At 66.0% G+C, this 25,294-nt stretch carries 20 protein-coding genes, 1 tRNA gene and 1 pseudogene; 14 read left to right on the plus strand and 8 right to left on the minus strand.

From position 1 onward, the window contains the following. Positions 1–35 precede the first annotated feature (35 nt). Positions 36–1,502: a flippase gene (locus CFB89_RS20315; protein WP_050011262.1), complete on the plus strand. Its 1,467-nt coding sequence runs from the start codon at positions 36–38 to the stop codon at positions 1,500–1,502. Then, positions 1,499–3,958, plus strand: coding sequence for a glycosyltransferase family 4 protein (locus tag CFB89_RS20320; protein ID WP_179233485.1), 2,460 nt, complete (start codon positions 1,499–1,501; stop codon positions 3,956–3,958). The genes CFB89_RS20315 and CFB89_RS20320 overlap by 4 nt, the downstream gene beginning before the upstream one ends. A 378-nt stretch (positions 3,959–4,336) precedes the next feature. Here CFB89_RS20320 and CFB89_RS20325 read toward each other — a convergent pair whose 3' ends face one another. Continuing rightward, on the minus strand, positions 4,337–5,512 hold the full coding sequence (locus tag CFB89_RS20325; RefSeq protein ID WP_089469393.1) for an acyltransferase: 1,176 nt from the start codon (positions 5,510–5,512) through the stop codon (positions 4,337–4,339). A 218-nt stretch (positions 5,513–5,730) separates the two neighbouring features. On the opposite strand from CFB89_RS20325, the gene CFB89_RS34995 reads away from it, so the two are divergent. Further along, on the plus strand, positions 5,731–5,874 hold the full coding sequence (locus tag CFB89_RS34995) for a hypothetical protein (protein ID WP_006479318.1): 144 nt from the start codon (positions 5,731–5,733) through the stop codon (positions 5,872–5,874). Between the two features lie 231 nt (positions 5,875–6,105). Next, entirely contained in the window at positions 6,106–6,993 is an 888-nt protein-coding gene (gene galU, locus CFB89_RS20330) for a UTP--glucose-1-phosphate uridylyltransferase GalU (protein WP_011548079.1), read from the plus strand. Between the two features lie 369 nt (positions 6,994–7,362). Here the strand turns inward: galU and CFB89_RS20335 are convergent, their stop codons facing one another. Beyond that, positions 7,363–8,481 (minus strand): acyltransferase, encoded by a 1,119-nt coding sequence (locus tag CFB89_RS20335; RefSeq protein WP_089469394.1) that lies wholly within the window; start codon positions 8,479–8,481, stop codon positions 7,363–7,365. A gap of 267 nt (positions 8,482–8,748) precedes the next feature. Between CFB89_RS20335 and CFB89_RS20345 the strand changes: the two genes are divergently transcribed. Next, the gene (locus CFB89_RS20345) at positions 8,749–9,198 is read left to right on the plus strand and encodes an HU family DNA-binding protein (RefSeq protein WP_011548077.1); all 450 of its coding nucleotides are present in this window, start codon (positions 8,749–8,751) and stop codon (positions 9,196–9,198) included. Positions 9,199–9,280: 82 nt separating this feature from the next. On the opposite strand, the gene CFB89_RS34390 is transcribed toward CFB89_RS20345, so the two are convergent. After that, positions 9,281–9,574 carry a hypothetical protein gene (locus tag CFB89_RS34390; protein ID WP_144030136.1) on the minus strand — a complete coding sequence of 98 codons (294 nt, stop codon included), beginning with the start codon at positions 9,572–9,574 and terminating at the stop codon, positions 9,281–9,283. Between the two features lie 13 nt (positions 9,575–9,587). Between CFB89_RS34390 and CFB89_RS20350 the strand changes: the two genes are divergently transcribed. After that, positions 9,588–9,821, plus strand: coding sequence for an aminoglycoside adenylyltransferase domain-containing protein (locus CFB89_RS20350; RefSeq protein ID WP_373559869.1), 234 nt, complete (start codon positions 9,588–9,590; stop codon positions 9,819–9,821). 151 nt (positions 9,822–9,972) lie between these two features. On the opposite strand, the gene CFB89_RS20355 is transcribed toward CFB89_RS20350, so the two are convergent. The 3 genes from CFB89_RS20355 to CFB89_RS20365 form a co-directional block, all read right to left on the minus strand. Then, on the minus strand, positions 9,973–10,446 hold the full coding sequence (locus CFB89_RS20355) for a VOC family protein (protein ID WP_027782646.1): 474 nt from the start codon (positions 10,444–10,446) through the stop codon (positions 9,973–9,975). 392 nt (positions 10,447–10,838) lie between these two features. After that, positions 10,839–11,999 carry a porin gene (locus CFB89_RS20360; RefSeq protein WP_089469397.1) on the minus strand — a complete coding sequence of 387 codons (1,161 nt, stop codon included), beginning with the start codon at positions 11,997–11,999 and terminating at the stop codon, positions 10,839–10,841. Between the two features lie 417 nt (positions 12,000–12,416). Then, the gene (locus CFB89_RS20365; protein ID WP_089469398.1) at positions 12,417–13,361 is read right to left on the minus strand and encodes a YihY/virulence factor BrkB family protein; all 945 of its coding nucleotides are present in this window, start codon (positions 13,359–13,361) and stop codon (positions 12,417–12,419) included. A 154-nt stretch (positions 13,362–13,515) separates the two neighbouring features. Here CFB89_RS20365 and fdnG point away from each other — a divergent pair, with 154 nt between their 5' ends. From fdnG to CFB89_RS20410, 8 genes are all read left to right on the plus strand, one after another. Further along, on the plus strand, positions 13,516–16,587 hold the full coding sequence (fdnG, locus tag CFB89_RS20375) for a formate dehydrogenase-N subunit alpha (RefSeq protein WP_144030137.1): 3,072 nt from the start codon (positions 13,516–13,518) through the stop codon (positions 16,585–16,587). 10 nt (positions 16,588–16,597) lie between these two features. Continuing rightward, the gene (fdxH, locus tag CFB89_RS20380) at positions 16,598–17,512 is read left to right on the plus strand and encodes a formate dehydrogenase subunit beta (RefSeq protein WP_089469400.1); all 915 of its coding nucleotides are present in this window, start codon (positions 16,598–16,600) and stop codon (positions 17,510–17,512) included. Beyond that, complete coding sequence (locus CFB89_RS20385) at positions 17,509–18,135, plus strand: formate dehydrogenase subunit gamma (protein ID WP_027805740.1); 627 nt, start codon at positions 17,509–17,511, stop codon at positions 18,133–18,135. The genes fdxH and CFB89_RS20385 overlap by 4 nt, the downstream gene beginning before the upstream one ends. Positions 18,136–18,243: 108 nt before the next feature. Beyond that, positions 18,244–19,179 (plus strand): formate dehydrogenase accessory protein FdhE, encoded by a 936-nt coding sequence (fdhE, locus tag CFB89_RS20390; protein WP_179233486.1) that lies wholly within the window; start codon positions 18,244–18,246, stop codon positions 19,177–19,179. Between the two features lie 72 nt (positions 19,180–19,251). Continuing rightward, positions 19,252–20,691, plus strand: a complete 1,440-nt coding sequence (gene selA / locus CFB89_RS20395) for an L-seryl-tRNA(Sec) selenium transferase (protein ID WP_089469402.1) — start codon at positions 19,252–19,254, stop codon at positions 20,689–20,691. Continuing rightward, positions 20,688–22,610 (plus strand): selenocysteine-specific translation elongation factor, encoded by a 1,923-nt coding sequence (gene selB / locus CFB89_RS20400; RefSeq protein WP_089469403.1) that lies wholly within the window; start codon positions 20,688–20,690, stop codon positions 22,608–22,610. Before selA ends, selB begins: the two co-directional genes overlap by 4 nt. A 32-nt stretch (positions 22,611–22,642) precedes the next feature. Beyond that, positions 22,643–22,738: transfer RNA gene (locus tag CFB89_RS20405), tRNA-Sec, on the plus strand. A 170-nt stretch (positions 22,739–22,908) separates the two neighbouring features. After that, positions 22,909–23,625 carry an integrase arm-type DNA-binding domain-containing protein gene (locus CFB89_RS20410; RefSeq protein ID WP_256979718.1) on the plus strand — a complete coding sequence of 239 codons (717 nt, stop codon included), beginning with the start codon at positions 22,909–22,911 and terminating at the stop codon, positions 23,623–23,625. Between the two features lie 20 nt (positions 23,626–23,645). On the opposite strand, the pseudogene CFB89_RS20415 reads toward CFB89_RS20410, so the two are convergent. Both CFB89_RS20415 and CFB89_RS20420 read right to left on the minus strand, forming a co-directional pair. Beyond that, positions 23,646–24,416 (minus strand): annotated as a pseudogene (locus CFB89_RS20415) (IS256-like element ISBcen18 family transposase); the annotation flags it as partial. 96 nt (positions 24,417–24,512) lie between these two features. Then, positions 24,513–25,007: a 6,7-dimethyl-8-ribityllumazine synthase gene (locus CFB89_RS20420; protein ID WP_089469404.1), complete on the minus strand. Its 495-nt coding sequence runs from the start codon at positions 25,005–25,007 to the stop codon at positions 24,513–24,515. Positions 25,008–25,294 lie beyond the last annotated feature (287 nt).

Here is a 25,294-nt window from a genome sequence, read left to right on the forward strand (position 1 = left end):
CGCCGTCGGCGTCAACGTCACACAAGGCTTAAAGCATGGACAAAGGCATACTCAAGAACGTTTCGATCAACTTCATCGGGCTGATCCTGCCGACCTTCGTGTCGCTGGTGACGGTGCCCGCGTACATCCACGCGCTCGGCGTCGAACGCTACGGCGTCGTGAGCCTCGTGTGGACGCTGATCGGCTATTTCGGGATCCTCGATCTCGGGATGAGCATGGCCGCGCAGAACCACATCTCGAAGGCGCTCGCGAGCGGCAACGCCGATGAGAGCGCGCGCGTATTCTGGAGCGCGTTCTGGCTGAATCTCGGCACCGGCATCGTCGGCGGGTTGCTGATCTATTTCGGCGCGTTCGTCTACACCGCGTATTTCACGAAGGTGTCGGCCGCGATGCAGCACGAGGTGTATCTCGCGCTGCCGTGGCTCGCGCTCGCGATTCCGCTCGCGAACGTGTCGTGGGTGTTCGCCGGCGCGATCAACGGCGCCGAACGGTTCGGCGTGTTCAACACGAACCAGACGATCGGCACGTTCCTGTTCCAGCTGCTGCCGCTCGGCGCCGCGTGGTGGATCGCGCCGAACCTGCAGACGGTGCTCGCCGCGGCGGTCGTCGCGCGGCTGATTGCGGCCGTGATGCTCGGTCAGGCCAGCATCAAGGTGCTCGGGATCCGCCGCATCGATCCGCCGCAGTGGGGCACCGCGAAGGGACTGTTCAACTTCGGCGGCTGGATGCTGATCGCGAGCACGACGAGCATGATCGCCGACACGCTCGATCGCGTGATGCTCGGCGCCGGCATGGGCGCGAAGTTCGTCACCTACTACACGGTGCCGCAGAACCTCGTCACGCGCCTGAACATGCTGCCGAACGCGCTGGTGCGCACGTTGTTCCCGCGCCTGTCGGCGGTCGGCCGCGATCACGCGGATACGCTCGCGCGCCAGTCGCTCGAATTCCTGAACGGCGTGTTCACGCCGGTCGGCATCGTCGCGATCTTCGCGCTCGCACCGTTCCTCACGCTGTGGGTCGGCGCCGATCTCGCCGCGCATTCGGCGCCGGTCGGCCGCGTGCTGGTGATCAGCGTGTGGCTCGTCGGCCAGGCGAGCGTCACGCGCATCCTGATCCAGTCGCAGGTCAACCCGGCCCGCGCGGCATTCGCCGGGCTCGTCGAGATGCCGTTCTTCGTCGGCGGCCTGTGGTTCGGCATTCATCACTTCGGGTTGATCGGCGCGGCGGTGGTCGTCGCGGCGCGTGCGCTCGTCGACTACGGCGTGCTGCTGTACCTGTCGGCGATCCGGATGCGCGCGATCGTGCTCGACATGCTCGCGCACCTCGCGTTCCTGCTGGCGAGCCTGTTCCTGGCGCAGGCATGGCCGGGGCTGGTGCAGTCGATCGGCATGTGCGCGGTCGTGCTGGTGCTGAACGTCGCGTGGTCGCTCACGATGACGCCGGGATTGCGCGCACTCGTGCGCGATCTGTTTGTCCGTCTCAATGCGAGGAGAACCGCATGAATCGCGATCTGGCGGAACACGCCGTCCTGAATCTCGCCACGGCCGACGCCGCCGCGGTCCACGCCGGCGACGCCGCCGCGCTGCACCCGGCCGAGCGCGCCGGCGCGCGGCAGCCGGCGCGTGCGTTGCGCGTGGCGATCGTCCACGACTGGCTCGTCACCTATGCGGGCGCCGAGCGCGTGCTCGAACAGATCGTCGCGTGCTTTCCCGACGCGGACCTGTTCAGCCTCGTCGATTTCCTCGACGATCGCGCGTTCGTGCGCGGCAAGCCGGTGACGACGTCGTTCATCCAGAAGCTGCCGTTCGCCCGCACCAAGTACCGCAGCTACCTGCCGCTGATGCCGCTCGCGATCGAGCAGCTCGACGTGTCCGAGTACGACCTCGTGATCTCGAGCAGCCACGCGGTCGCGAAGGGCGTGCTCACCGGGCCGGACCAGGTGCACATCAGCTACGTGCATTCGCCGATCCGCTATGCGTGGGACCTGCAGCACCAGTATCTGGAACAGTCGAACCTCACGCACGGGCCGAAATCGCTGCTCGCGCGGATGATTCTTCATTACATCCGCAACTGGGACACGCGCACCGCGAACGCGGTGGACGGCTTCGTCGCGAACTCCGCGTTCATCGCGCGGCGCATCAAGAAGGTCTACCACCGCGACGCGGCGGTGATCTTTCCGCCGGTCGACGTCGACGCGTTCTCGCTGAACGCGGTGAAGGAGGACTTCTACCTGACCGCGTCGCGGATGGTGCCGTACAAGAAGATCGACCTGATCGTCGAGGCGTTTTCGCGCACGCCCGAGCGCAAGCTCGTCGTGATCGGCGACGGCCCCGAGATGCAGAAGATTCGCGCGAAGGCCGGCCCGAACGTCGAGATCATGGGCTACCAGCCGTTCGCGGTGCTGCACGACCGGATGCGGCGCGCGAAGGCGTTCGTGTTTGCGGCCGAGGAGGATTTCGGGATCTCGGTCGTCGAGGCGCAGGCGTGCGGCACGCCGGTCATCGCGTATGGCAAGGGCGGTGCGCTCGAGACCGTGCTCGACCCGCAGTCGAACCTGAACCCGACCGGCCTTTTCTTCGATGAACAGACGCCGCACGCGATCGTCGCGGCCGTCGACGATTTCGAGCGCGCGCCGCTGCGCTTCACGCCCAATGCGTGCCGCGCGAACGCGGAGCGGTTTTCCGCCGACACGTTCCGGCGGCGCTTCCTCGATTACGTGGAGCACGCGCTGCCCGGCTCGACCGCGCAGCGCGGCACGGCCGCCCCGCTGCCGGCCGCGCGCGGCCCGGCGACGCTCGTGCTCGACCAGAGCGGCGTGCTCGGCGGCGCCGAGCTGTCGCTGCTCGAGATCATGAAGCACATGCGCGCGAACGCCGACGTGCTGCTGTTCGACGACGGCCCGTTCCGCGCGGCGCTCGACGAGATCGGCGCGCGGGTCGACGTGGTCGACCAGGGCGCGCTCGCCGGCGTGCGCAAGCAGGGCGGCGTGTCGTTTGGCGCGGTGAAGCAGCTCGTGCGGCTGGTGCGCGACGTCGCCCGGCGCGCGCGCCGCGCCGAGGTGATCTACGCGAACACGCAACGGGCGATGGTGGTTGCCGCGCTCGCCGGGCGGCTCGCGCGCAAGCCGGTGGTCTGGCATTTGCGCGACATCGTCAGCACCGACCATTTCGGCGGCAAGCAGTTGCAGGCGATCAAGTACTGCGCGCGGCTCGGCGTCACGCGCGTGATCGCGAACTCCGACGCATCCGCGCAGGCGTTCCGCGCGCTGACGGGCTTCACGCCGCAGCACGTCGACGTCGTGTTCAACGGCATTTCGGCCGAACCGTTCGATGCGCTGGAAGGCGTGAGCCAGGCCGCGCTGCGCGCGCGCCTCGGGTTGCCCACGGACGCATGGCTGGTCGGCTCGTTCAGCCGTCTGGCGCGCTGGAAGGGGCAGCACGTGCTGCTGGAGGCGGCCGCGCGGCATCCGGACATGCATGTGGTGCTGGTCGGCGCGCCGCTGTTCGGCGAGGACGACTATGCGGCGCAACTGCACGAATACGTCGCGCAGCATGCGATGGACGAGCGCGTGCATTTCCTCGGGTTCCAGCGCGACGTGGCCGCCTGCATGGCGGCGGTCGACGTCGTCGCGCACACGTCGATCACGCCGGAGCCGTTCGGGCGCGTGATCGTCGAGGGGATGCTCGCGCGCCGGCCGGTCGTCGCGGCGCGTGCGGGCGGTGTCGTCGAGATCATCGAGGACGGCGACAACGGGCTGCTCTGCGAGCCGGGCAACGCGACCGCGCTGGCCGATGCGCTGGCGACGCTCAAGCGCGACCGCGCGCTGCGCGAGCGGCTCGTCGCGAGCGGCCGCGCGACCGCGGTGCGCCGGTTCGGGACCGAAACCTACGTGGAGCGGGTCGAGAAGATCCTCGCGGATACGGCGAAGGCCGCCAAGGCCGCGAACGCGAAGAAGTAGCAGTCGGCGGAAAGCGGCGGAAAACGGGCCCCCATGCGGCGTTGCGCTGCGTGGGGGCTTTGTTTTTCAGCGGGCGAGGCGTCTGATTTTGACGGAGGCTGGTTTGCGCCCCGAACCCGCGTCGCGCGTGAGCGTGGCCGATCGTCATCTGGAACAGGATCGGGCCGTCGCGAACGTGAAGCGTGCCGTCGCACGCGTGCTTCTGCAATCGCGCAGAAGGCGCCCGTGCGGGCCGTAGCGCGGTCGGAGGGCGACAGGCTGCCCATTCCTTGTCGACCCGGCCAGCAACCGCGTGCCGGCCACGAAAAAGCCCCCGCGCAGCGGCGCGCTGCGCGGGGGCTCCGGAACCGGACGGCCGGTCGAGCCGTCCGGCCCGCGTCAGGCAGCCTGTTCGGGCGTCGACGCGACGACGCGGGTGGTGCGGGTCGGCTTGAAGCTGGCCGACCACATCATCGCCGGCCGTTCGAACATCCGGTAGAACAGGTACGCGACCGGAACCGCGACGGCCATGAACGCGAACGACGGCCAGATCGACAGTTGCAGTTCGGAGTGGAACAGCACCGAGCCGAGGCAGACGAACAGCGGCAGGTGGATCAGGTACAGCGAGTAGCTGAAGTCGCCGAACCAGCTCAGCACGCGCAGCGGCGGCGTCGCGCGCGGCGGCCGGGCGAGCGCGCGGTACAGCAAGCATGCGAAGCCGGCCGACCACAGCTGGAACGCGCCGTACTGGCCGAAATGGAATGCGCCGCAGCCGGCGGCGAGCAGTGCGGCGGCCGCGACGTACCACGCGCGCGACGGCACGACGGCCGTGCCGCGCGACTGCTGCGCGCGCACGTCGGCGATCCATGCGCCGATCGTCCAGGACAGCCAGTACGACGTGAAGAATTGCAGGTCGTGCCGTTCGAGCAGCCACGCCGACGCGACGTTGACGAGCGCGACCGCGGCCACGACGGCCGGCATGCCGATGCGCCGGCGCAGCGCGAACAGCAGCGGGTAGATCGCGTAGAACTGCACTTCGAGCGACAGCGTCCACAACGCGCCGTTCGACCCGTACGTGTAGCCGGCGACGCCCTGCAACGAGAACAGGTTCACGAGGAACGCGACGAGGCCGACGTCGCGGATCTTGTGGCTGACGGGCTCGATCTGCAGGCTGACTGCGTCGAGCGCGAGCGTGAACAGCAGTGCCGCGAGCAGCACCGGGTAGATGCGCGCGAAGCGGCGCAGCCAGAAGTTCGGCGCGTCGAGCCGGTACGCGGGATTGGCCGCGAGCTTGAGCGCCGCGTTGCGGTGGATGCAGTAGCCGCTGATCACGAAGAAGATCGGGACGCCGGCCGAGCCCCACGCGAACGGGAAGGTCAGGTAGCCGGCGATCGCGCCCGGGCTGAGGGCATGACCGTAAGCGTGATGGAAGCTCTGCATGCCGACCCAGACGACCTGGCGGCAGTGGAAATAGGCGACGAGCAGCGCCGCGAAGCCGCGCATCGCGTCGATCACGTGTTCCTTGTGGTCGGCGACGGGCGGCGCGGCCAGAGACGATCCGCTGAAAGCTTGCATGCGATTCGATTCCTTGCGACGGATGGACGGGAAGTTTCATCCAATCGTAATGCGCAAGAATTCGGTCAATGAATAAAAAAATCTTGCCCGGAAATATCGCTATTCCACATCATGGGTTTATCGCGGCCTGAAAGCGGTCCCTCGAAGAGCGCGAATTATTTGCCGATTTTTTTTCTGATAGTTTGAAGCTCCAGTTGATTGATGCAAGGAGCGGCAAGATGGACATGCATTGGATCGCGAGCGCTGCAGTACTGCTGGTCATGGCCGTGCTGTCGGCGTACCGCGAGGCGCTGAAGAACGAACCGATCCGCCCGGGCCTCGAGCGGGGCGGCGTGCCCTATATCGAGGAATTCGAATCGTAAGAATTTGTATCCGGAAAATCGGTAATTTGTTTCTGTCCCGGGAATCGGTTCGGCAATATCGACCGGATTGAAACGATTATATTTTTTCCGGGAATAATTGGGCAATCAGTTCATATCGAAAATGAGCGGAGCGGAATTGGCAGTGCCGCCGATTCTCGATATGCCGATCGGAACACAATCGCGCCGGGTCGCGGGTCGACGCGGCGCAGTCAACGCTATCAGGATGCGAACATGTTGAAAGTCACCAAGGCCGTGTTCCCCGTTGCCGGTCTCGGCACGCGGTTCCTCCCGGCAACGAAGGCGAGCCCGAAGGAAATGTTGCCCGTCGTCGACAAGCCGCTGATCCAGTACGCGGTCGAGGAAGCGATCAACGCCGGTATCACCGAGATGATCTTCGTCACCGGGCGCAGCAAGCGCGCGATCGAGGATCATTTCGACAAGTCGTACGAGATCGAGGCCGAGCTCGAGGCGCGCGGCAAGGAAAAGCTGCTCGAGCTCGTGCGCGGCATCAAGCCCAGCCACGTCAACTGCTTCTACGTGCGCCAGCCGGAAGCGCTCGGTCTAGGCCACGCGGTGCTGTGCGCGGAGAAGCTCGTGCACGGCGAGCCGTTCGCGGTGATCCTCGCCGACGACCTGCTGCACGGCGAACAGCCGGTGCTCAAGCAGCTCGTCGACGTGTTCGACCACTATCACAGCTCGGTGATCGGGGTCGAGACGATCCCGCGCGAGGACAGCCGCTCGTACGGCGTCGTCGAAGGCCGGGAGTGGGAAGAGGACATCATCAAGCTGTCGGGCATCATCGAGAAGCCGGCGCCCGAGGATGCGCCGTCGAATCTCGGCGTGGTCGGCCGCTACGTGTTCATGCCGACGATCTTCGATCATCTGCGCAAGCTCAAGCCGGGCGCGGGCGGCGAACTGCAGCTCACCGACGCCGTCCAGTCGCTGCTCGCGAACGAACAGGTGCTCGCGTATCGCTACTACGGCACGCGCTTCGACTGCGGCAGCAAGATCGGCTATCTGAAGGCCACCGTCGAGCTCGCGCTCCAGCACCCGGAGGTGAGCCGCGAATTCGAGGCGTACCTGCGTACCTGCTTGCCCGCGCTGGCTGCCGTCGCTTAAGCGGCCGCGCGCTTCGTCGTTTCAGGTGGTGGTTGTTCCGTTGGCCCCGGCCGCTCGCGCGCCGGGGCTTTTTTGTTTTTTGGCGGGCGCACGGGCATGCTGCGCGACGTGTGGATGCCGCACCTCCGGCGGGCGGACGGCGGTGGCTCGCGACGGGCGAACCAGGCCGATGAGGCGGAGCGTCGCGCGCGAAACCGGTGCCGACGCATTCGTCGCGTGACCGGATCGGTGGAGGGGTTGCGCGGGTAGCACGGGTGCCGCGGCATGCAGGCGAGTGTCGCGCGACGACGCGGCATCGGCTGCCATACCGCTGGCCGCCGGGCGTCACCGGTATCGGTGCGTTCCGGCCTGGTTGCCGCCGCGCCCCGCTCAGCGCGGCGACGTGCTCGGCTGTGCGGCGAAGTGCCGGGCCAGCATCGCGGCGATCGGCTTCTTGAAGTCGAGCAGCCGTTTTTCGAGATAACGCCAGGACAGGTGCGCGAGCAGCACGGCGAGCGCGAATTGCAGCATTTCCGGCAGCGCGTCGCGGACGATTTCCGGCATCGGCACGTGCGCGAAGGACGCGGGCAGCGCGCCGAAGCGGGCCGGAATCAGGTTGTGGAACAGGTAGAAGCCGTAGCTGATCGTGCCGAGATACGCGAGCGGCGCCCAGTCGAGCAGCGCGACGGCGGGATGCTCGGGTGCGCTGACGATCCACAGCATCAGCGCGCCGAGCGACACCGACAGGCCGAGATCCGCGAGCCCGGCGACCGCATCGGGCAACGCGGTGCAGGCCGGCAGCACGAGGAAGAAGGCGACGCCGGCCGCGCCGAGCCAGCCGGGCGGCACGCGGCGCGCGGCGGCCGCGCCGCGATCGGCGAGCACCATCGCACCGACGCCGCCGAGCGCGATCAACGCGAAATTCCACGGGGAAAACGCGTAGATCAGCACCGGCGACGCGTCGGACAGGTAGAGCGCGAGATGCGCGAGCGCGCACAGCGCGACGGCCGCGATGCCGAGCGCGACGTGTCGCGCGGCGGGCACCGCGAGCAGCGCGAGCGGGGCGATCAGATAGAACTGCTGTTCAACGGCGAGGCTCCAGAAGTGCGACGTTGAGCCCGGCCAGCCGTCCTTGACGACGCCGATCCAGTAATTCGACAGGAACACCGCGTGCCATGCGAGCCCGAGGTTGACGCCGCGCTGGTAGAACAGCGCGTGCGCGATCGCGAGCGCGGCGAGCAGCAGGTAGTAGACGGGGAAGATCCGCAGCGCGCGCTTCGCGAGGAACAGCGCGAGCGCGTGGCGACGCGTCATGGCGCCGCGCTCGACCGCCTGGCGGTTGCGATGCAGCTCGCCGACGATCAGGAATCCGCTGATGAGGAAAAACGTCCACACGCCAAGCTTGCCGACGTCGACGGCAAGGACGTGGCCCTTGTGGGACAGGAAAACGAGGATGACGGCGAGGGCTCGCAGGCCGTCGAGTCCTTTGACGTATCTGACTTCGCGCATGGAGGCATCCGGGCATTGAGCAAGCCCAGTATAGGTGCGCAAATATCGAACGTAATTCGCGTTCGGGCTCGTTTGGGCCCATACGTGAAGGTGTTTTTAGACCCTCGAGCGTCGACGAAGTCTGTCGCGCGCAACAAAACCTGCGGGAAACCCCGCGAAAACGCATAAAAGTACTGCACGAAGCGTCGAGGCGCTTGTAGAATCCGGCGTTGAAGCGCGCGCGTTGCACGCTTCGTGTATCCAACGACCACACCTGGTAGGAGAAACATGGCGACTTCCGCAAAAAAGGTGGCCAAGAAGGCTGCCGCACCGGCGACCAAGAAAGTGGCTGCCAAAAAGGCTGCGCCCGCGAAGAAAGTAGTGGCCAAGAAGGCTGTCGCAAAGGCAGCACCGGCTGCTCCGACGCCGCTGAAGGACAAGTTCACGAAGGCATCGCTCGCAACGCACATCGCTGAGCGCGCAGCTGTCGAAGTGAAGGCGGTCAAGGCAGTGCTCGTCGCACTCGAGAACGTCGTGCTGGGCTCGGTTCACAAGAAGGGCGCAGGCGAGTTCACGCTGCCGGGTCTGCTGAAGATCACGGCGCAAGTCGTGCCGGCGAAGAAGAAGCGCTTCGGCAAGGATCCGTTCACGGGCGAAGAGCGCTGGTTCCCGGCGAAGCCGGCCAGCGTGCGCGTGAAGGCACGTGCGCTGAAGAAGCTGAAGGACGCGGCAGCGTAATGCCGCGCAGCGACTGCCGAATGCATGTCGGCAGCCGCTGCGATGTCCCGAGATCCCCGTACGCGAAAGCGTGCGGGGATTTTTATTGCGCCGCGCATGACGCGCGGAGGATCGTATGTCGCGCATCGGCGTCCCTGTCGCCGAGCGGCGAGCTTCGTTCGCGCGACGCGTGTCGGTATCGGTGCGCTAGGGCGAAACGCTCGGCGTCGTCGGCGAATCGGGATCGGGGAAGTCGCCGCGCGCGATAGTGCTTCCCGGGTGTCGTTTCTTCGCGTTCCGTTGCGAGCGTCTCGCCAGGTTTGCCGCCTTGACCAACTTCATCCCGCATGAGATCGCCGCACAGCTCGCCGCCGCACGCGCCGTAATCGAACGGCATTTCGGCGCGCGACGTGCTCGCGCTCGCACGCATCTGGTACAGCGCCGCGACCGGCAGGATCGCGCCGAAGGACGTCGCCGCGACGTGTGTGCTGGCGCGCTTGCCGGACGCGCACCGGCCGGTCGTAGCGGCTGCGCGTGCTGCCTATCTCGATGACGAAGCGGGCACGACGACCGTGTCGGACGAGCCGCTGGCCGAATTCATCGGCTACGCGCGGCGCGCGATCGAGTCGATGCTGTCGGCGTAGCAGCGGCCGCCGACGAAGCACGTGAGCGGCGCACGGCCCGCCTGCCACGGATAGCGAACGCGGTGGTGCCGGCTGCATGCGCGAACCGTCGAGCCGAATATAGGCAGACGATCCGGCGCGGCATCGCGCATGCGCAGCCGGACGCCTGTCGTCAGCCTGCGGTGCCCGCAAAGGCGGCCTTCAGCGCGGCGTCGTCGAACTTCGTCATCTGCATCATCGCGGCGGCCACGCGTCCCGCCTTGACCGCGTCGCGGTCGGCCATCATCGGGATGAGCGCTTCCGGAACGATCTGCCATGACACGCCGTAGCGATCCCTCAGCCAGCCACAGCCGTCGGCCGTGCCGCCGTTGTCGAGCAGGGCGCTCCAGTAGCGGTCGAGTTCCGCCTGGTCCGCGCAGCTGACGAGCAGCGAGATCGAGTGATTGAACGCCTCCGTGCGCGGGTGGCTCATCGCAAGGAATGGCTGCCCGAACAACTCGAATTCGACCATTCGCGTGCCGTCGGTGCCGGGCACCGCCGTGACGCGCACGATGCGCGAATCCGGAAAGATGCCGGCATAGAAGGCCGCGGCTTCTTCGGCTTCCGTCGAATACCAGAGGAAAGGCGTGATCTTCTGAATCGTCATGACGAGTCTCCTGTCTGTATGGGTGCGGGGCAAACCTGTGCCGCCATCGATACGACGGACGACGCCCGCCGGAATCGACACGCGGCGTAAACAAATCCCGCGTCGGTCGGACCTGGGCAGGGCCGGCTGTGCGGATGGTAGTCGCTCAACGGAGAAGCGGCGACCTCTCCGGACCCCGGAAACGGTGTTGCGGATGCATTGCAGCCGCCAGGCGCCGCTGCCGGCCCGCGGACCTGTGTCGGGTCCCGGCTGCGGCGCGGAGGCCCTGCCGGCGATGTCGGCCTCGCCTGCCGGAGACGGACGAAAAAAAGCCAGCCGCGGCCGAAACCGGGCTGGCTTTCCAGGTCGGCGGCAAGGCGTCGAAGACGCCGTGCACACCGGATACTTCGTTTTTAGAACTTGTGACGCAGGCCGAGTGCGACGATTTCCTGCGAGCTCTTGCCGGCGATGCCGTACGAGCCGATCGCCGCTTGCGCATCGCTGCCGTCGGCGTTGTGGCCGCTTGCGTGCTGGTATGCGCCAACCAGGTACACGTCGGTGCGCTTCGACAGCGAGTAGTCCGCGCCGAGCGAAACCTGATGGTACTTGGCGTTGTTGTCGCCGCTACCCTTCGTGTAGATGTAGCCGAGGCCCAGCAGCAGCGGTGCCGATGCTTGGTACGTGACGAAGCCGCGACCCGTGTTGTACTTCTGGTTCGTGCCGAACGTCGACGCGCCGTCAGCCTTGTACTGGGCGTTGCTGTAGCCGGCACCGACCGTCACCGGGCCGAATGCGTACTGGGCTGCCACTTGCGCGATGCCGATCGACGTCGACGACGTGAACGCGTTGTTGATGAAGGTCGTGCCCGAGTCGCCGTCGAAGATTGCGTCGGACGTACCGGTCCAGCCGCCGCGCTTGCCGTCCGTGAGCGCCGAAGCGTTGTTCGCGTGGAAGTAACCGGCAGCCACACCGAGCGGGCCGTTGTTGTAGGCTGCAGCTGCCGCCCACGTCTGACCCTTGCCGGTCGAGCCGGCGACGCCGCCGAGCGCGTACATGCCTTCGAACTGGAGGCCGGCGAACACCGGCGACGTGTACTTGATCGCGTTGCTGACGCGCAGGCTGTTGTCGTTGTTGTCGACGTCGCCCGGCGTGGCGAACACGCTGCCGAAGTAGTTGTCAGCCGTGACTGCCTGAACCAGGTCGACCAGCGGGTCGTACTGGCGACCCAGCGTCAGCGTACCGTACTGGTCGCTTTGCAGGCCGACGAATGCCTGGCGGCCGAACATGCGCTGGCCTTGGCCCAGTGCGCCCGTTGCCGAGTTGAAGCCGTTTTCCAACTGGAAGATCGCCTTCAGGCCGCCACCGAGGTCTTCCGAACCCTTCAGGCCGAAGCGGCTGCCTTGCAGGTTGCCGCTACCCATCGACCACGAATTGTTACCTTGACCGGCGTTACCGTGAACGTACGTGATCGACGTATCGATCACGCCGTACAGCGTCACGCTCGACTGAGCCTGGGCAGCACCAGCGGCGCCCAGCAGGGCGAGCGAGAGGGTCGAGAGAGCAAGTTTCTTCATCGTTGAGTTTCTCCACGCAAGTGATTCATCGTTATTTGTTGCGGATTGGAGAATAGCTCAGTGCCATACACGCAAGAAAGCTCAAAAAATAAAGTGTCTCGAAAAGGTAACAACGGGAAAAAGTCCATATAGATCAAGCACATCAGCAACTGTTCCTGTTTATGAAACAGTTGACAATTGCTGCGCCGCGATTGTTTCAATAGTTGATGCGCATGGCGGTAGATTCCTTGTTTCAGCCCGTTGCGACACGGAAACGAGGGCGTGCAAACGTTTGCGGTTGCAGGTGGGAGCACGACGCCATGGCAAGCGCGCGCCGACACGGCGCGAACGCGAGGCAGACACGACAGTTGCAAATGAGCGGGCGGTTATGCCGGCCGCGCGAGATCGATGCGCGGCCGTTTTCAGGCGGTGGGTCGATCAGTCGTCGCGCGGGCGGTGATCGGCCTGACCGGGTTGAGCGGCTTGAGCGGACGCCTCCGGCGCCGAACCCGCGGCCGGCCGATGGGCGTCGCCGCGGGCCGCGGCGAATTCCGCGCCGAGCAGCAGCACGATCGCGGAGAAGTACAGCCACATCAGCAGGACCGCGAACGATCCGGCCGCGCCGAACGCGCTCGCGGTGCCCGCATGCGCGAGATACAGCGCGAACAGCTTCTTGCCGCCGGAGAACAGGATCGCGGACACGATGCCGCCGACTGCGGCGTCGCGCCACGCGACGCGCGCATCGGGCAGGAATTTCATCAGCGCCGCGAACGCGGCCGCGAGCACCGCGATGCCGACGAAGAACTGCACGATGTTCGTGACGACCACATATGGCGAATCGCCCAGCAGCCAGGTCCCGACGAACGTGATCGCGGTGTCGAGCACGAGCGACACGATCAGCAGGAACGCCACGCCGAGCACGAGCCCGAACGAGATCAGCCGCACGCGTACGAGGCCGAGCATGCTCGACCAGCGGCTTTCGGTGGCCGGCCAGATCACGCTGAGCGCCGCGCTGAGCGACGCGAAGGTGGCCGACGCGCCGATCGCGAGCGCGGCGAACGAGATCAGCGTGGCGAGGCCGCCGCGCTCTCCCGCGCGGTGCGCGTTCTGCACGATCGTCTGGATGGAGGCCGCCGCGTCGTCGCCGATCAGTTGGTGCGCCTGTTCGAACACCTGGCCGCGCGCGGCGTCGTCGCCGTAGAACCAGCCGGCCACCGCGATCACCATCACGAGGGTCGGCGCGAGCGAGAACGCGGAGAAAAACGCGATGCCCGCGGCCATCGCGGAGCAGCGGTCGGACGAGAAGCGCTTGAACGCGGTGAGGGCCCAGTTGGCCTGCTGCTGGGCGAGACGGGTGGCTTCGGAAGTGATCTGTCGTTTCATGACGGGTCGGTTGCGCGCGGAACGCGGATCATCGCAGTTGGATCGCAAGTTAATCGGACAAATCGGTATTGATCCGAGGATTCGATCATAGTTGCCTGAACTGTCTATAATTCCTTTCAGTTGCACCCCACCCCACAATAACGCCGAGACCGCCATGCTACAAATGTCCCGGCGCCAGTTCCTGAAGGTGACGGCCACGTCGCTTGCCGGATCGAGTCTTGCCCTGATGGGCTTTTCTCCGTCCGAAGCGCTGGCCGAAGTCCGACAGTACAAACTGGCGCGCACCGTCGAAACGCGCAACACCTGTCCTTATTGTTCAGTAGGTTGCGGCATCCTGATGTATAGCCTCGGAGACGGCGCGAAGAACGCACAGCCGAGCATCATCCACATCGAAGGCGATCCCGACCATCCGGTCAATCGCGGCACGCTGTGCCCGAAGGGCGCGAGCCTGATCGACTTCATCCACAGCCCGAACCGCCTGACGCACCCCGAGTATCGTGCACCCGGCTCGGACAAGTGGGAACCCATCTCGTGGAACGACGCGCTCGACCGCATCGCGAAGCTGATGAAGGCCGACCGCGACGCGAACTTCGTCGAGACGGCCGAAGACGGCGCGAAGGTCAACCGCTGGCTCACGACCGGCATGCTGGCCGCGTCGGCGGGCAGCAACGAGGTCGGCTACCTGACGCACAAGACCATCCGCAGTCTCGGGATGCTCGCATTCGACAATCAGGCGCGTGTCTGACATGGCCCGACGGTGGCAGGTCTTGCCCCGACGTTTGGCCGTGGAGCGATGACGAACCATTGGGTCGACATCAAGAACGCGGACGTGATTCTCGTGATGGGCGGCAATGCAGCCGAGGCCCATCCGTGCGGTTTCAAGTGGGTAACGGAGGCGAAGGCGCACCGCAAGGCGCGGCTGATCGTCGTCGACCCGCGCTTCACGCGTACGGCCTCGGTGGCCGATTACTACGCGCCGATCCGCACCGGCACCGACATCGTCTTCCTGGGCGGTGTCATCAATTATCTGCTGACGAACGACAAGATCCAGCATGAGTACGTGAAGAACTACACGGACTTCTCGTTCATCGTGCGCGAGGACTTCGCGTTCAACGACGGCATCTATTCCGGCTACGACGCCGAGAAGCATGCGTACCCGGACAAGTCGAGCTGGGACTACGAGCGCGGCGACGACGGTTTCGTGAAGGTCGACCCGACGCTGCAGCATCCGCGCTGCGTCTACAACCTGCTGAAGCAGCACTACGCGCGCTATACGGCGGACAAGGTCCAGCAGGTCTGCGGCACGCCGAAGGACAAGTTCCTGAAGGTGTGCGAGATGCTCGCGACCACGGCCGTTCCCGGCCGCGCCGGCACGGTGCTGTACGCGCTCGGCTGGACGCACCACTCGATCGGCGCGCAGATCATCCGCACCGGCGCGATGGTGCAACTGCTGCTCGGCAACATCGGCATCGCCGGCGGCGGGATGAACGCGCTGCGCGGCCACTCGAACATCCAGGGGCTGACCGACCTCGGGCTGATGTCGAACCTGCTGCCGGGCTACATGACGCTGCCGATGCAGGCCGAGCAGGACTTCGACGCGTACATCAAGAAGCGCGCGCAGGAACCGCTGCGGCCGAACCAGCTCAGCTACTGGAAGAACTACAAGGCGTTCCACGTCAGCTTCATGAAGTCGTGGTGGGGCGACGCGGCCACCGCCGAGAACAACTGGGCGTACGACTACCTGCCGAAGCTGGACAAGCAGTACGACCTGCTGCAGGCGATCGAGCTGATGAATGCCGGCAAGATGAACGGCTACATCTGCCAGGGCTTCAATCCGCTCGCGGCCGCGCCGTCGAAGGTGAAGACGGCGGCGGGCCTCGCGAAGCTGAAGTGGCTCGTGATCATGGATCCGCTCGCGACCGAGACCTCCGAGTTCTGGAAGCATCACGGCGACTACAACGACGTCGATGCGTCGAAGATCCAGACCGAGGTGTTCCGTCTGCCGACCACCTGCTTCGCGGAGGAAAACGGTTCGCTCGTGAGTTCGAGCCGCGTGCTGCAGTGGCACTGGAAGGGCGCGGAGCCGCCGGGCGAAGCGCGGAGCGACCTGGAGATCATGTCGGGGCTGTTCCTGCGCATGCGCAAGCTGTACCAGAAGGACGGCGGCAAGTACCCTGACCCGATCGTGAACCTGACCTGGCCGTACGCGAACCCGGAAAGCCCGACGCCCGAAGAACTGGCGATGGAGTTCAACGGGAAAGCGCTCGCCGATTTGCCCGATCCGAAGGACCCGGCGAAGACGCTCGTGAAGAAGGGCGAGCAGCTTGCCGCGTTCGCGCAACTGAAGGACGACGGCACGACCGCGAGCGGCTGCTGGATCTTCTGCGGCGCGTGGACGCAGGCCGGCAACCAGATGGGGCGGCGCGACAACTCGGATCCGACCGGCATCGGCCAGACGCTGAACTGGGCGTGGGCGTGGCCCGCGAACCGGCGGATCCTGTACAACCGCGCGTCGTGCGACGTTGCCGGCAAGCCGTTCGACCCGACCCGCAAGCTGATCGGCTGGAACGGCAGCGCGTGGAAGGGCGCCGACGTGCCGGACTTCAAGGCCGACGAACCGCCCGAGAACGGGATGAATCCGTTCATCATGAACCCGGAAGGCGTCGCGCGCTTCTTCGCGCGTGCGGCGATGAACGAAGGTCCGTTCCCCGAGCACTACGAGCCGTTCGAGACGCCGCTCGCCGCGAACCCGCTGCACCCGGACAACCCGCTGGCGCTGAACAACCCGGCCGCCCGCGTGTTCGCGGACGACCGCGCGTCGTTCGGCAAGGTGGCGGATTTCCCGCACGTGGCGACCACGTACCGGCTGACCGAGCACTTCCACTACTGGACCAAGCATGCGCGGCTGAACTCGATCATCCAGCCCGAGCAATTCGTCGAAATCGGTGAAGACCTCGCGAAGGAAGTCGGCGTCGCGCATGGCGAGCGCGTGAAGGTGTCGTCCAAGCGCGGCTACATCGTCGCGGTCGCTCTCGTCACGAAGCGGATCAAGCCGCTGACGATCGACGGCAAGAAGGTCCAGACGGTCGGCGTCCCGTTGCACTGGGGCTTCAAGGGTCTGACGAAGCCCGGCTATCTCGCCAATACCCTGACTCCGTCCGTGGGCGACGGCAACTCCTATACACCGGAATTCAAGTCGTTCCTGGTGAAGGTCGAAAAGGCGTAAGGGGAAAGAGATGGCATTGCAATCGCTGGATATCAAGCGGGTCTCGGCCACCACGACGCCACCGCCCACGGTGCGCGAACCGGTGACCGGGAGCGTCGCGAAGCTGATCGACGTATCGAAGTGCATCGGCTGCAAGGCATGCCAGACGGCGTGCATGGAGTGGAACGACCTGCGCGACGAAGTCGGCACCAACGTCGGCGTGTACGACAACCCGGCCGACCTGACCGAGCATTCGTGGACGGTCATGCGGTTCTCCGAATACGAGAACCCGGCGGGCGACCTCGAGTGGCTGATCCGCAAGGACGGCTGCATGCACTGCGAGGATCCGGGCTGCCTGAAGGCGTGTCCGTCGCCGGGCGCGATCGTGCAGTACAACAACGGGATCGTCGACTTCCACGAGGAGAACTGCATCGGTTGCGGCTACTGCGTGACCGGTTGCCCGTTCAACGTGCCGCGGATCTCGAAGAAGGATCATCGCGCGTACAAGTGCACGCTCTGTTCCGACCGCGTCGCGGTCGGCCAGGAACCGGCCTGCGTGAAGACCTGCCCGACGGGCGCGATCGTGTTCGGCACCAAGGAGGACATGAAGCAGCACGCGGCCGAGCGGATCGAGGACCTGAAGGAGCGCGGCTTCGAGCATGCGGGGCTGTACGACCCGCAGGGCATCGGCGGCACGCACGTGATGTACGTGCTGCACCACGCGGACAAACCGTCGCTGTATCACGGCCTGCCCGACAACCCGTCGATCAGCCCGATGGTGAAGCTGTGGAAGGGCATCGCCAAACCGCTGGCGGTCGCCGGCCTCGCGCTGACCGCGCTGGCCGGGTTCTTCCACTACACGCGGGTCGGTCCGAACGAGGTCACCGAAGACGAGGAAGCCGCCGCCCGCGACGAGGCGCGACGCATCAAGGAGGACGCGAAATGAACCACGACGACCCCAACCTGATCGTCCGCTACACGCCGAACGAGCGCACGAACCACTGGATCACCGCGATCACGTTCGTGCTGCTCGCGTTGTCCGGGCTCGCGCTGTTCCATCCGTCGATGTTCTGGCTCACCGCGCTGTTCGGCGGCGGCCAGTGGACGCGGATTCTGCACCCGTTCGTCGGCCTCGTGATGTTCGTGTCGTTCGCGATTCTCGTGGTGCGCTTCTGGCACCACAATGCGCTCGACGCGGACGACCGGCAGTGGCTCAAGCAGATCGGCGACGTGCTGACCAACCAGGAAGACAAGCTGCCACCGGTCGGGCGCTATAACGCCGGGCAGAAGCTGCTATTCTTCACGCTGGTGGCGTGCCTGCTGCTGCTCCTGCTGTCGGGAATCGTGATCTGGCGGCGCTACTTCTCGTTCTACTTCCCGATCGGGGTGATCCGCGCGGCCGCTGTCGTGCATGCCGTGGCGGCCTTCGTGCTGATCGCGAGCATCATCGTGCACATTTACGCGGCGTTGTGGGTGAAGGGTTCGATCGGCGCGATGGTGCGCGGCACCGTCACGCTGGGCTGGGCCCGCAAGCATCACCCGAAGTGGTTCCGTGAAAGCGTGAAGTAACGCAGCGGCGCGGGGCGGTACGCCGATTGCGGCGTATCGTTCTGCCAACCGCAGGAATCGCCCGAAAGCGCCGATTCGTCGGCGCTTGTTTTTTTGGAAGATATTTTCGTGACACAACGCATTCTGGAGCCGACCGAGATCTCGGCACTCGATCATTCGGCCATTCCGCGCTTTCGCCTGCCGGAGCGCGCGACCGCGTTCGCGGCGCGCGCCGCGCGGCTGCGCAAGCTGGCCGACCTGAACCCGATCAGCGGCTACCTGCGGCTGATGGCCACCGTCGCCGAGGCGCAGCACGCGACGCTGCAGACGCTGGAGTTGCCGCTGCCGTCGAAGGAAGCAATCGCACGCGCCCAGGAACATTCGATGCCGCTCGTGCCGGCGCTCGACGGCGAGCGCGATTCGCGCTGGCGCGCCGTGCTGTATGAACTGCTCGACCGCGTCGAAAGCGCCGGGCTCGTCAATCCGCAGTTGGCGAAGCTGCTCGACCGGTTGCGCCTGATGGCGCCGGCCGAACTCGACGCGCAAGCCGACGCGATCCTCGCGCTGCGCTTCGCCGAGGTCGACCCGGCCACCGCGCCGTTCCTGATGGCCGCGCTGCAGGTCGTGTGGACGGACCTCGCGAGCCGCGTGACGCCGACCGACGTTCCGTATCTCGACCAGCCGGGGCTGTGCCCGGTGTGCGGCACGCATCCGGTCGCGAGCGTCGTGCGGGTCGGCGGCCAGTATCAGGGCTACCGTTTCCTGCAATGCGGGCTGTGCACGACCGAGTGGCACATGGTGCGCACCAAGTGCTCGCACTGCGATTCGACGAAGGGCATCGCGTATCACGGGATCGAAGGCGGCAGCGAAGCCGTCAAGGCCGAATCGTGCGACGAATGCAAGACCTATCGCAAGATCGGCTATCAGGAGAAGGACTACGAGTTCGAGCCGCTGGCGGACGATCTCGCGAGCCTCACGCTCGACCTGCTGATGAACGAGGCTGGCTACCAGCGCAGTTCGCCGAACCCGTTGCTGTGGCCGGACGTGTCGCGGGAAGCGGACTGACGCTACGGGCCTGGGCGGTGCGCGAGCGTCGGCCCGGCCGACTGCGAAGCATGAGACTGGAGCGATAACGACGTGACCGAACCGGGTGTGAATGAACTGAATGCCGTGCTGGCGCGTGTGCCGTCGGTCGAGCGCGTGCTGTCGTCGGCGCCGCTGCAGCCGCTCGTCGCCGACTATGGCCGCACGCGCGTGCTGAATGCCGTGCGGGCCGAACTGGAACGCTGGCGCACGGCCGCGCAGCATGATCCCGCCGCGGCCGAGCCGCTCGACGAGCCGCGCATCGCCGCTGCCGTCTCGCATACGTTGGCCGCGCAGAGCGCGGGCGCGGTGCGCGCCGTGTTCAACCTGACCGGCACCGTGCTGCACACGAACCTCGGGCGCGCGCTGCTGCCCGACGAGGCGGTGCGCGCGGTCGTCGACGTGCTCACGCGGCCCGTCAATCTCGAGTTCGATCTCGCCACCGGTCGCCGCGGCGATCGCGACGACCTGATCGACGCTCTGCTGTGCGAACTGACGGGCGCGGAAGCGGCGACCGTCGTCAACAACAATGCGGCGGCCGTGCTGCTGACGCTGTCGGCGCTCGCGACGAAACGGGAAGTCGTCGTATCGCGCGGCGAACTGGTCGAGATCGGCGGGGCATTCCGCATTCCCGACATCATGAGCCGCGCCGGCGCGAAGCTGCGCGAGGTCGGCACGACCAACCGCACGCATCTGCGCGACTACGCGAATGCGATCGGCCCGCGCACGGCGCTGCTGATGAAGGTGCACTGCAGCAACTACGCGATCAGCGGCTTCACGAAGGAGGCGACGCTCGCCGAACTCGCGCCGCTCGCGCGCGAGCACGGCGTGCCGGTCGCCGTCGATCTCGGTAGCGGCACGCTGGCCGACCTGTCTCAATGGGGCCTGCCGCACGAGACCACCGTGCAGGAAACCGTCGCCGCCGGCGCAAACGTTGTCACGTTCAGCGGCGACAAGCTGCTCGGTGGCCCGCAGGCCGGCCTGATCGTCGGCGATCGTGCGCTCATCGCGAAGATCAAGAAGCATCCGCTCAAGCGCGCGCTGCGCGTCGGCAAGCTGACGCTCGCGGCGCTCGAACCGGTGCTGCGCCTGTATCAGTCGCCCGAATTCCTGCGCGACCGGCTCACGACCCTGCGCCTGCTGACGCGTCCGCAGCGCGAGATCGCCGAGGCGGCCGAACGCGTGCGCCCGGCGTTGCAGGCTGCGTTCGGCAGCGGTTTCGACGTGAGCGTCGAGCCGATGTTCAGCCAGATCGGCAGCGGCGCGCTGCCGGTCGACCAGTTGCCGAGCGCGGGGCTCGTGGTGCGCTCGGCGGACGGCAAGCGCAACGGTCGCGCGCTCGCGCAGCTCGAGAAGCGGCTGCGCGAATGGCCGCGCCCGGTGATCGGCCGCATCGCCGACAACGCGTTGCGGCTCGACCTGCGCTGCCTCGAAGCGGCCGACGAAGCGGCGTTCGTCGCGCAATGCGTGCCGCTCGCGGGGCCCGCCGCATGATCGTCGGGACCGCGGGGCACATCGACCACGGCAAGACCACGCTCGTGCGCGCGCTGACGGGCGTCGACACCGATCGCCTGAAGGAAGAGAAGGCGCGCGGCATCTCGATCGAGCTCGGCTATGCGTATACGCCGCTCGACAACGGCGACGTGCTCGGCCTGATCGACGTGCCGGGCCACGAAAAACTGATTCACACGATGGCGGCCGGCGCGTGCGGGATCGACTTCGCGCTGCTCGTGATTGCCGCCGACGACGGCGTGATGCCGCAGACGCGCGAGCATCTCGCGATCCTGCAACTGCTCGGCGTCACGCATGGCGCCGTCGCGCTGACGAAATGCGATCGCGTCGATGCCGCGCGCGTCGCCGAGGTGCGCGACGAGATCGCCGCGTGGCTGCACGACTCGACGCTGGCCGGCGTGCCGATTGTCGAAACGCGTGCGACCGTTGCAGACGATCCGGGCGTCGCCGCGTTGAAGCAGCACCTCGCCGACGCGGCGATCGCATGGCGCGCGCGTCGCGACGACGGGCTGTTCCGGCTCGCGGTCGATCGCGTGTTTACGCTTGCCGGGCAGGGCACCGTCGTGACGGGTACCGCGTTCGCGGGCCGCGTCGCGACGGGCGACACGCTCGCGATCGTGCGCACGGGCGGCGCGGCCCGCGTGCGCAGCATTCATGCGCAGAACCGGCCGGTCGAGGCCGGCCGCGCGGGCGAGCGTTGCGCGCTGAACCTGGCCGGCGTCGACAAGGCCGACGTCGAGCGTGGCGACACCGTCGCCGACGCGCGGCTCGTCGCGACGTCGCCGCGCCTGGACGTCGAGCTGACGTTGCTCGCGGACGCGGGGCTGACGCTGACCCACTGGGCGCCGTTGCATGTGCATCTCGGCACGCTGCATCGTGTGGCCCACGTCGCGCTGCTCGACGGCGACACGCTCGCGGCCGGCCAGCGGATGCGCGTGCAACTGGTGTTCGACGAGCCGGTGTTCGCGCTGCCGGGCGACCGCTTCATCGTCCGCAATCCGCAGGCGACGCGCACCGTCGGCGGCGGCCGGGTGCTCGATCCGTTCGGGCCGGCCCGCAAGCGCCGCACGCCCGCGCGTCGCGCGTGGCTCGATGCGCTCGCGGCGTGGCTCGACGAAGGGCGCGTCGATGCGTTGCTCGCGCAGGCCCCGCTCGGCATTGCGCGCGCGACGCTCACGCATCTGACGGGGTTCGCGCCGAATGTGCTGGCGTTGCCCGGCGATGCGCTGGCGATCGGGCAACGCGATGCCGCGTCGAACGAAGGCGCGGTGATTTCGCATGCGCACTGGCGTGCGTTGCAGACGCGGGCGGTCGATACGCTGCATGCGTATCACGAGCGCATGCCCGACGAGCAGGGGCTCGACGCCGCACGCTTGCGGCGGATGGCCGCGCCGCTCGCTGGCGATGCGCTGTGGCGCGCGCTCGTCGACGCGCTGGTGTCCGGCGGCGAAGTCGTGCGCAGCGGGCCGTGGTTGCATCTGCCGTCGCATTCGGTGAGTCTCGATCCGCGCGAGGAAGCGCTGGCGCGGCAACTGCTGCCGCTGATTCACGCGGGGCGCTTCGATCCGCCGTGGGTGCGCGACCTGGCACGCGATACGGGCACGGCCGAGGACGCGGTGCGCGCGCTGCTGCGCAAGCTCGCACGGCGCGGCGACGTGCAGCAGGTCGTGCGCGACCTGTTCTATCATGCGGACGTCGCGCGCGAGCTGGCGGAACTGGTTGCGCATCTCGCGCCGTCGCGCGGCGGGCTCGATGCGGCGACGTTCCGCGACGCGACGGGGCTCGGTCGCAAGCGCGCGATCCAGATTCTCGAGTTCTTCGATCGGGTTGGGTATACTCGCTTCCACCGCGATCTTCACTACCTGCGGCCTGACAGCGGTTGGGCGGGTATTCAGGCGTAGGCGCTCGTCGTTCTTCGGTTTCTTTTTCCCACGGAAGGCATTCGTATCCGGTGGTACGGCTGGACTTCAAATCCAGTTGGGGGTGTCGGACACTCCCGGGTAGGTTCGACTCCTGCTGCCTTCCGCCAGTCATGGCTTCCCGCGCATTCCGGCGACTTCCGTCAACGCGCCGTAGGTCGCTGATTTCAAAGCGATTTGTGGGTAACAGCATGCTTGCGACTTCCGCCTCGGCTCCGCACAATCTCCCCATGAAATATGGGTAGCGGCGTGGGTTTGGTGGGTAGGAAAGGAGGGCGATATGGCGGGACGACAATTGCATCGACTCAGCGCGCTGCGCGTCCCGAAGGCGGTGAATCCCGGGCATTACTCGGACGGTGGCGGCCTCTACCTGCAGATTGCAGACAGCGGTGCGCGCTCATGGGTGTTTCGCTTCAAGCTTGATGGTCGCATGCGCGAAATGGGCCTTGGACCGCTGTCGCGGGTTTCGCTTGGTGAAGCGCGGAAGCTGGCTACGGGATATCGCGAGATGGTCGGCAACCAGATCGATCCCATCCTCGCCCGGCGTGAAGAACAGCATCGGCGACGGCTCGAAATCTCGGTCGATGCCAATGTAACGTTCCGTGAGGCGGCTGAAGCGTTTATCCGTGCGCGTGAACCGGAATGGCGAAACCGTAAGCACGTCCAGCAGTGGGGCAATACACTGGCGACCTACGCTTATCCCGTTATTGGCGATGTGCAGGTGCGCAACATCGACACCGCGATGATTGTGTGCATTCTTCAGCCGATCTGGACGAAAAAGGCCGAGACCGCACGGCGGGTGCGCGGGCGCATCAAGGCGATCCTCGACGCGGAGACCGTGATGGGGCACCGCACCGGCGGCAACCCTGCCTGGTACGTCGACCACCTCCAACTGGTGTTGCCACGCTCGAAGAAGCGCTCGCAGATTAAGCATCATCCGGCGCTGCCTTGGGAAGACCTGCGAACCTGTCCGCATTTTTGTGGGCGAGGCGGTTGAACAACGTGTTACCCACGCGCCTACATAAATCGCTCTCCGAACAGGATAGCAAACTGATTCATTGCTGATTTCCAGTCGAATGCGGACCGCACGGTCTTGGCCAGTACGTTGCGCATCGCCAGCCAGAGCAGCTTGATGGCCGCCTCGTCATTCGGGAAGTGGCCACGGGTCTTGATGATCTTGCGCAGTTGCATGTTCAGGCTCTCGATGGCGTTTGTCGTATAAACGACCCGTCGAATCTCCGGCGGAAACACGTAGAACGGCACGACGTGCTCCCACGCGCGTTGCCAGGACTGCACGATCGTCGGGTACTTTGCGCCCCAAGGTCCGTCGGCGAAGTCTTGCAGCGCCTGCCGTGCCGCCTCTTCGCTGGCAGCCGCGTAGATCGGGCGCAGCGCTGCGGCGAGCACCTTGCGGTCCTTGTAGCTGGCGTATTCGAGGCTGTTGCGGATCAGATGCACGATGCAGGTCTGAACGGTGGTCCGCGGATAGGCCGCGCCGATGGCCTCAGTCAATCCTTTCAGGCCATCGACCACGGCGATCAGGATGTCCTGGCAGCCGCGCGTCTTCAGTTCGTTGAACACTTTGAGCCAGAATTTGGCCCCCTCGGTCTGCTCGATCCAGAGGCCCAGCACGTCGCGCTGGCCGTCGGCCTGAATGCCCAAGGCCAGATAGACGGCCTTGTTGCTGACCACGCCGTCGTCGCGGATCTTGACCCGCAGCGCGTCGAAGAAGACGACCGGATACATCGCCTCAAGCGGGCGGCTTTGCCAGCTCAGCGCCTCGGCCATACATCACGGGGGCAGATTGTGAACGTCGATAGCGAGATGTTCATCTCCTCTGCTAGTTGAGAGAGGCCGCAGGAGATTTCCACGGCCTCTTGAGCTTTACTCAAGCAAGGCAAGTTTAAGCACGGTGTCGCCGCAAGCTCGTGCTACTTCTGCGCCTTTCACGACAAAGTGATCGGTGAAGAACTTGACATGTTCCTTGCTGTGGTGAAAGTGATGCGGCGTCAGAACTGCAGAAAACACCGGCGTGCCCGTTTCAAGCTGGACCTGCATCAAGCCCGAAATGACGGCCTGAGCGACGAATTCATGGCGATAGATGCCTCCATCGACGACGAGCCCAGCCGCGACGATGCCGGCATATCGGCCGCTCTGCGCGAGTCGTTTCGCGTGCAGCGGAATCTCGAATGCGCCGGGCACTTCATACAGGTGGATATCGTCGGCAGCGTAACCAAATTCCTTGATGACGTTCAGGAACGAGTTCTTGCACTGGTCAACGATATCACGGTGCCAGCACGCCTGGATGAATGCGATGCGCTTGCGATTGCCGCCGGAAACGAATGCTGCTTGTGCTTCGATTGAGAGTGACTTGTTCATGGACTTCAGCCTGTTTTGTGTGAACACCGCGAAGAGCAGCCGTTTCCCGCACGCGCGGAATGCCGGCTGTCCTGTTCTCTTTCCTGGCTGGCGGCTGCCAGCCCAAAACGTTGGCTAGCAGTTTTCGGGCAGCCTTCTCCAAAAACTACACGGGATGCCACCCCCGTGTAGACAAATGGCGGCACCATTTCAGCATTCTGACGTGATGGCGTGGCGATCTTTCAGATCACGACTTCGGAGGTGGCGGCGGCCCGAGAACGATTTCCTCGCTCTTGTCCCGCTTCGTA

Origin of the sequence: Burkholderia sp. AU16741 (assembly GCF_002223345.1) — a bacterium.
Lineage (GTDB): Bacteria > Pseudomonadota > Gammaproteobacteria > Burkholderiales > Burkholderiaceae > Burkholderia > Burkholderia sola.

What these genes read in the sequence shown, in the direction of transcription:
- CFB89_RS20315 (WP_050011262.1), top strand. Translation starts at nt 36, where the DNA reads ATGGACAAAGGCATACTCAAGAACGTTTCGATCAACTTCATCGGGCTG.
- CFB89_RS20320 (WP_179233485.1), top strand. Translation starts at nt 1,499, where the DNA reads ATGAATCGCGATCTGGCGGAACACGCCGTCCTGAATCTCGCCACGGCC.
- CFB89_RS20325 (WP_089469393.1), bottom strand. Translation starts at nt 5,512, where the DNA reads ATGCAAGCTTTCAGCGGATCGTCTCTGGCCGCGCCGCCCGTCGCCGAC.
- CFB89_RS34995 (WP_006479318.1), top strand. Translation starts at nt 5,731, where the DNA reads ATGGACATGCATTGGATCGCGAGCGCTGCAGTACTGCTGGTCATGGCC.
- galU (WP_011548079.1), top strand. Translation starts at nt 6,106, where the DNA reads ATGTTGAAAGTCACCAAGGCCGTGTTCCCCGTTGCCGGTCTCGGCACG.
- CFB89_RS20335 (WP_089469394.1), bottom strand. Translation starts at nt 8,481, where the DNA reads ATGCGCGAAGTCAGATACGTCAAAGGACTCGACGGCCTGCGAGCCCTC.
- CFB89_RS20345 (WP_011548077.1), top strand. Translation starts at nt 8,749, where the DNA reads ATGGCGACTTCCGCAAAAAAGGTGGCCAAGAAGGCTGCCGCACCGGCG.
- CFB89_RS34390 (WP_144030136.1), bottom strand. Translation starts at nt 9,574, where the DNA reads ATGCCGTTCGATTACGGCGCGTGCGGCGGCGAGCTGTGCGGCGATCTC.
- CFB89_RS20355 (WP_027782646.1), bottom strand. Translation starts at nt 10,446, where the DNA reads ATGACGATTCAGAAGATCACGCCTTTCCTCTGGTATTCGACGGAAGCC.
- CFB89_RS20360 (WP_089469397.1), bottom strand. Translation starts at nt 11,999, where the DNA reads ATGAAGAAACTTGCTCTCTCGACCCTCTCGCTCGCCCTGCTGGGCGCC.
- CFB89_RS20365 (WP_089469398.1), bottom strand. Translation starts at nt 13,361, where the DNA reads ATGAAACGACAGATCACTTCCGAAGCCACCCGTCTCGCCCAGCAGCAG.
- fdxH (WP_089469400.1), top strand. Translation starts at nt 16,598, where the DNA reads ATGGCATTGCAATCGCTGGATATCAAGCGGGTCTCGGCCACCACGACG.
- CFB89_RS20385 (WP_027805740.1), top strand. Translation starts at nt 17,509, where the DNA reads ATGAACCACGACGACCCCAACCTGATCGTCCGCTACACGCCGAACGAG.
- selB (WP_089469403.1), top strand. Translation starts at nt 20,688, where the DNA reads ATGATCGTCGGGACCGCGGGGCACATCGACCACGGCAAGACCACGCTC.
- CFB89_RS20410 (WP_256979718.1), top strand. Translation starts at nt 22,909, where the DNA reads ATGGCGGGACGACAATTGCATCGACTCAGCGCGCTGCGCGTCCCGAAG.
- CFB89_RS20420 (WP_089469404.1), bottom strand. Translation starts at nt 25,007, where the DNA reads ATGAACAAGTCACTCTCAATCGAAGCACAAGCAGCATTCGTTTCCGGC.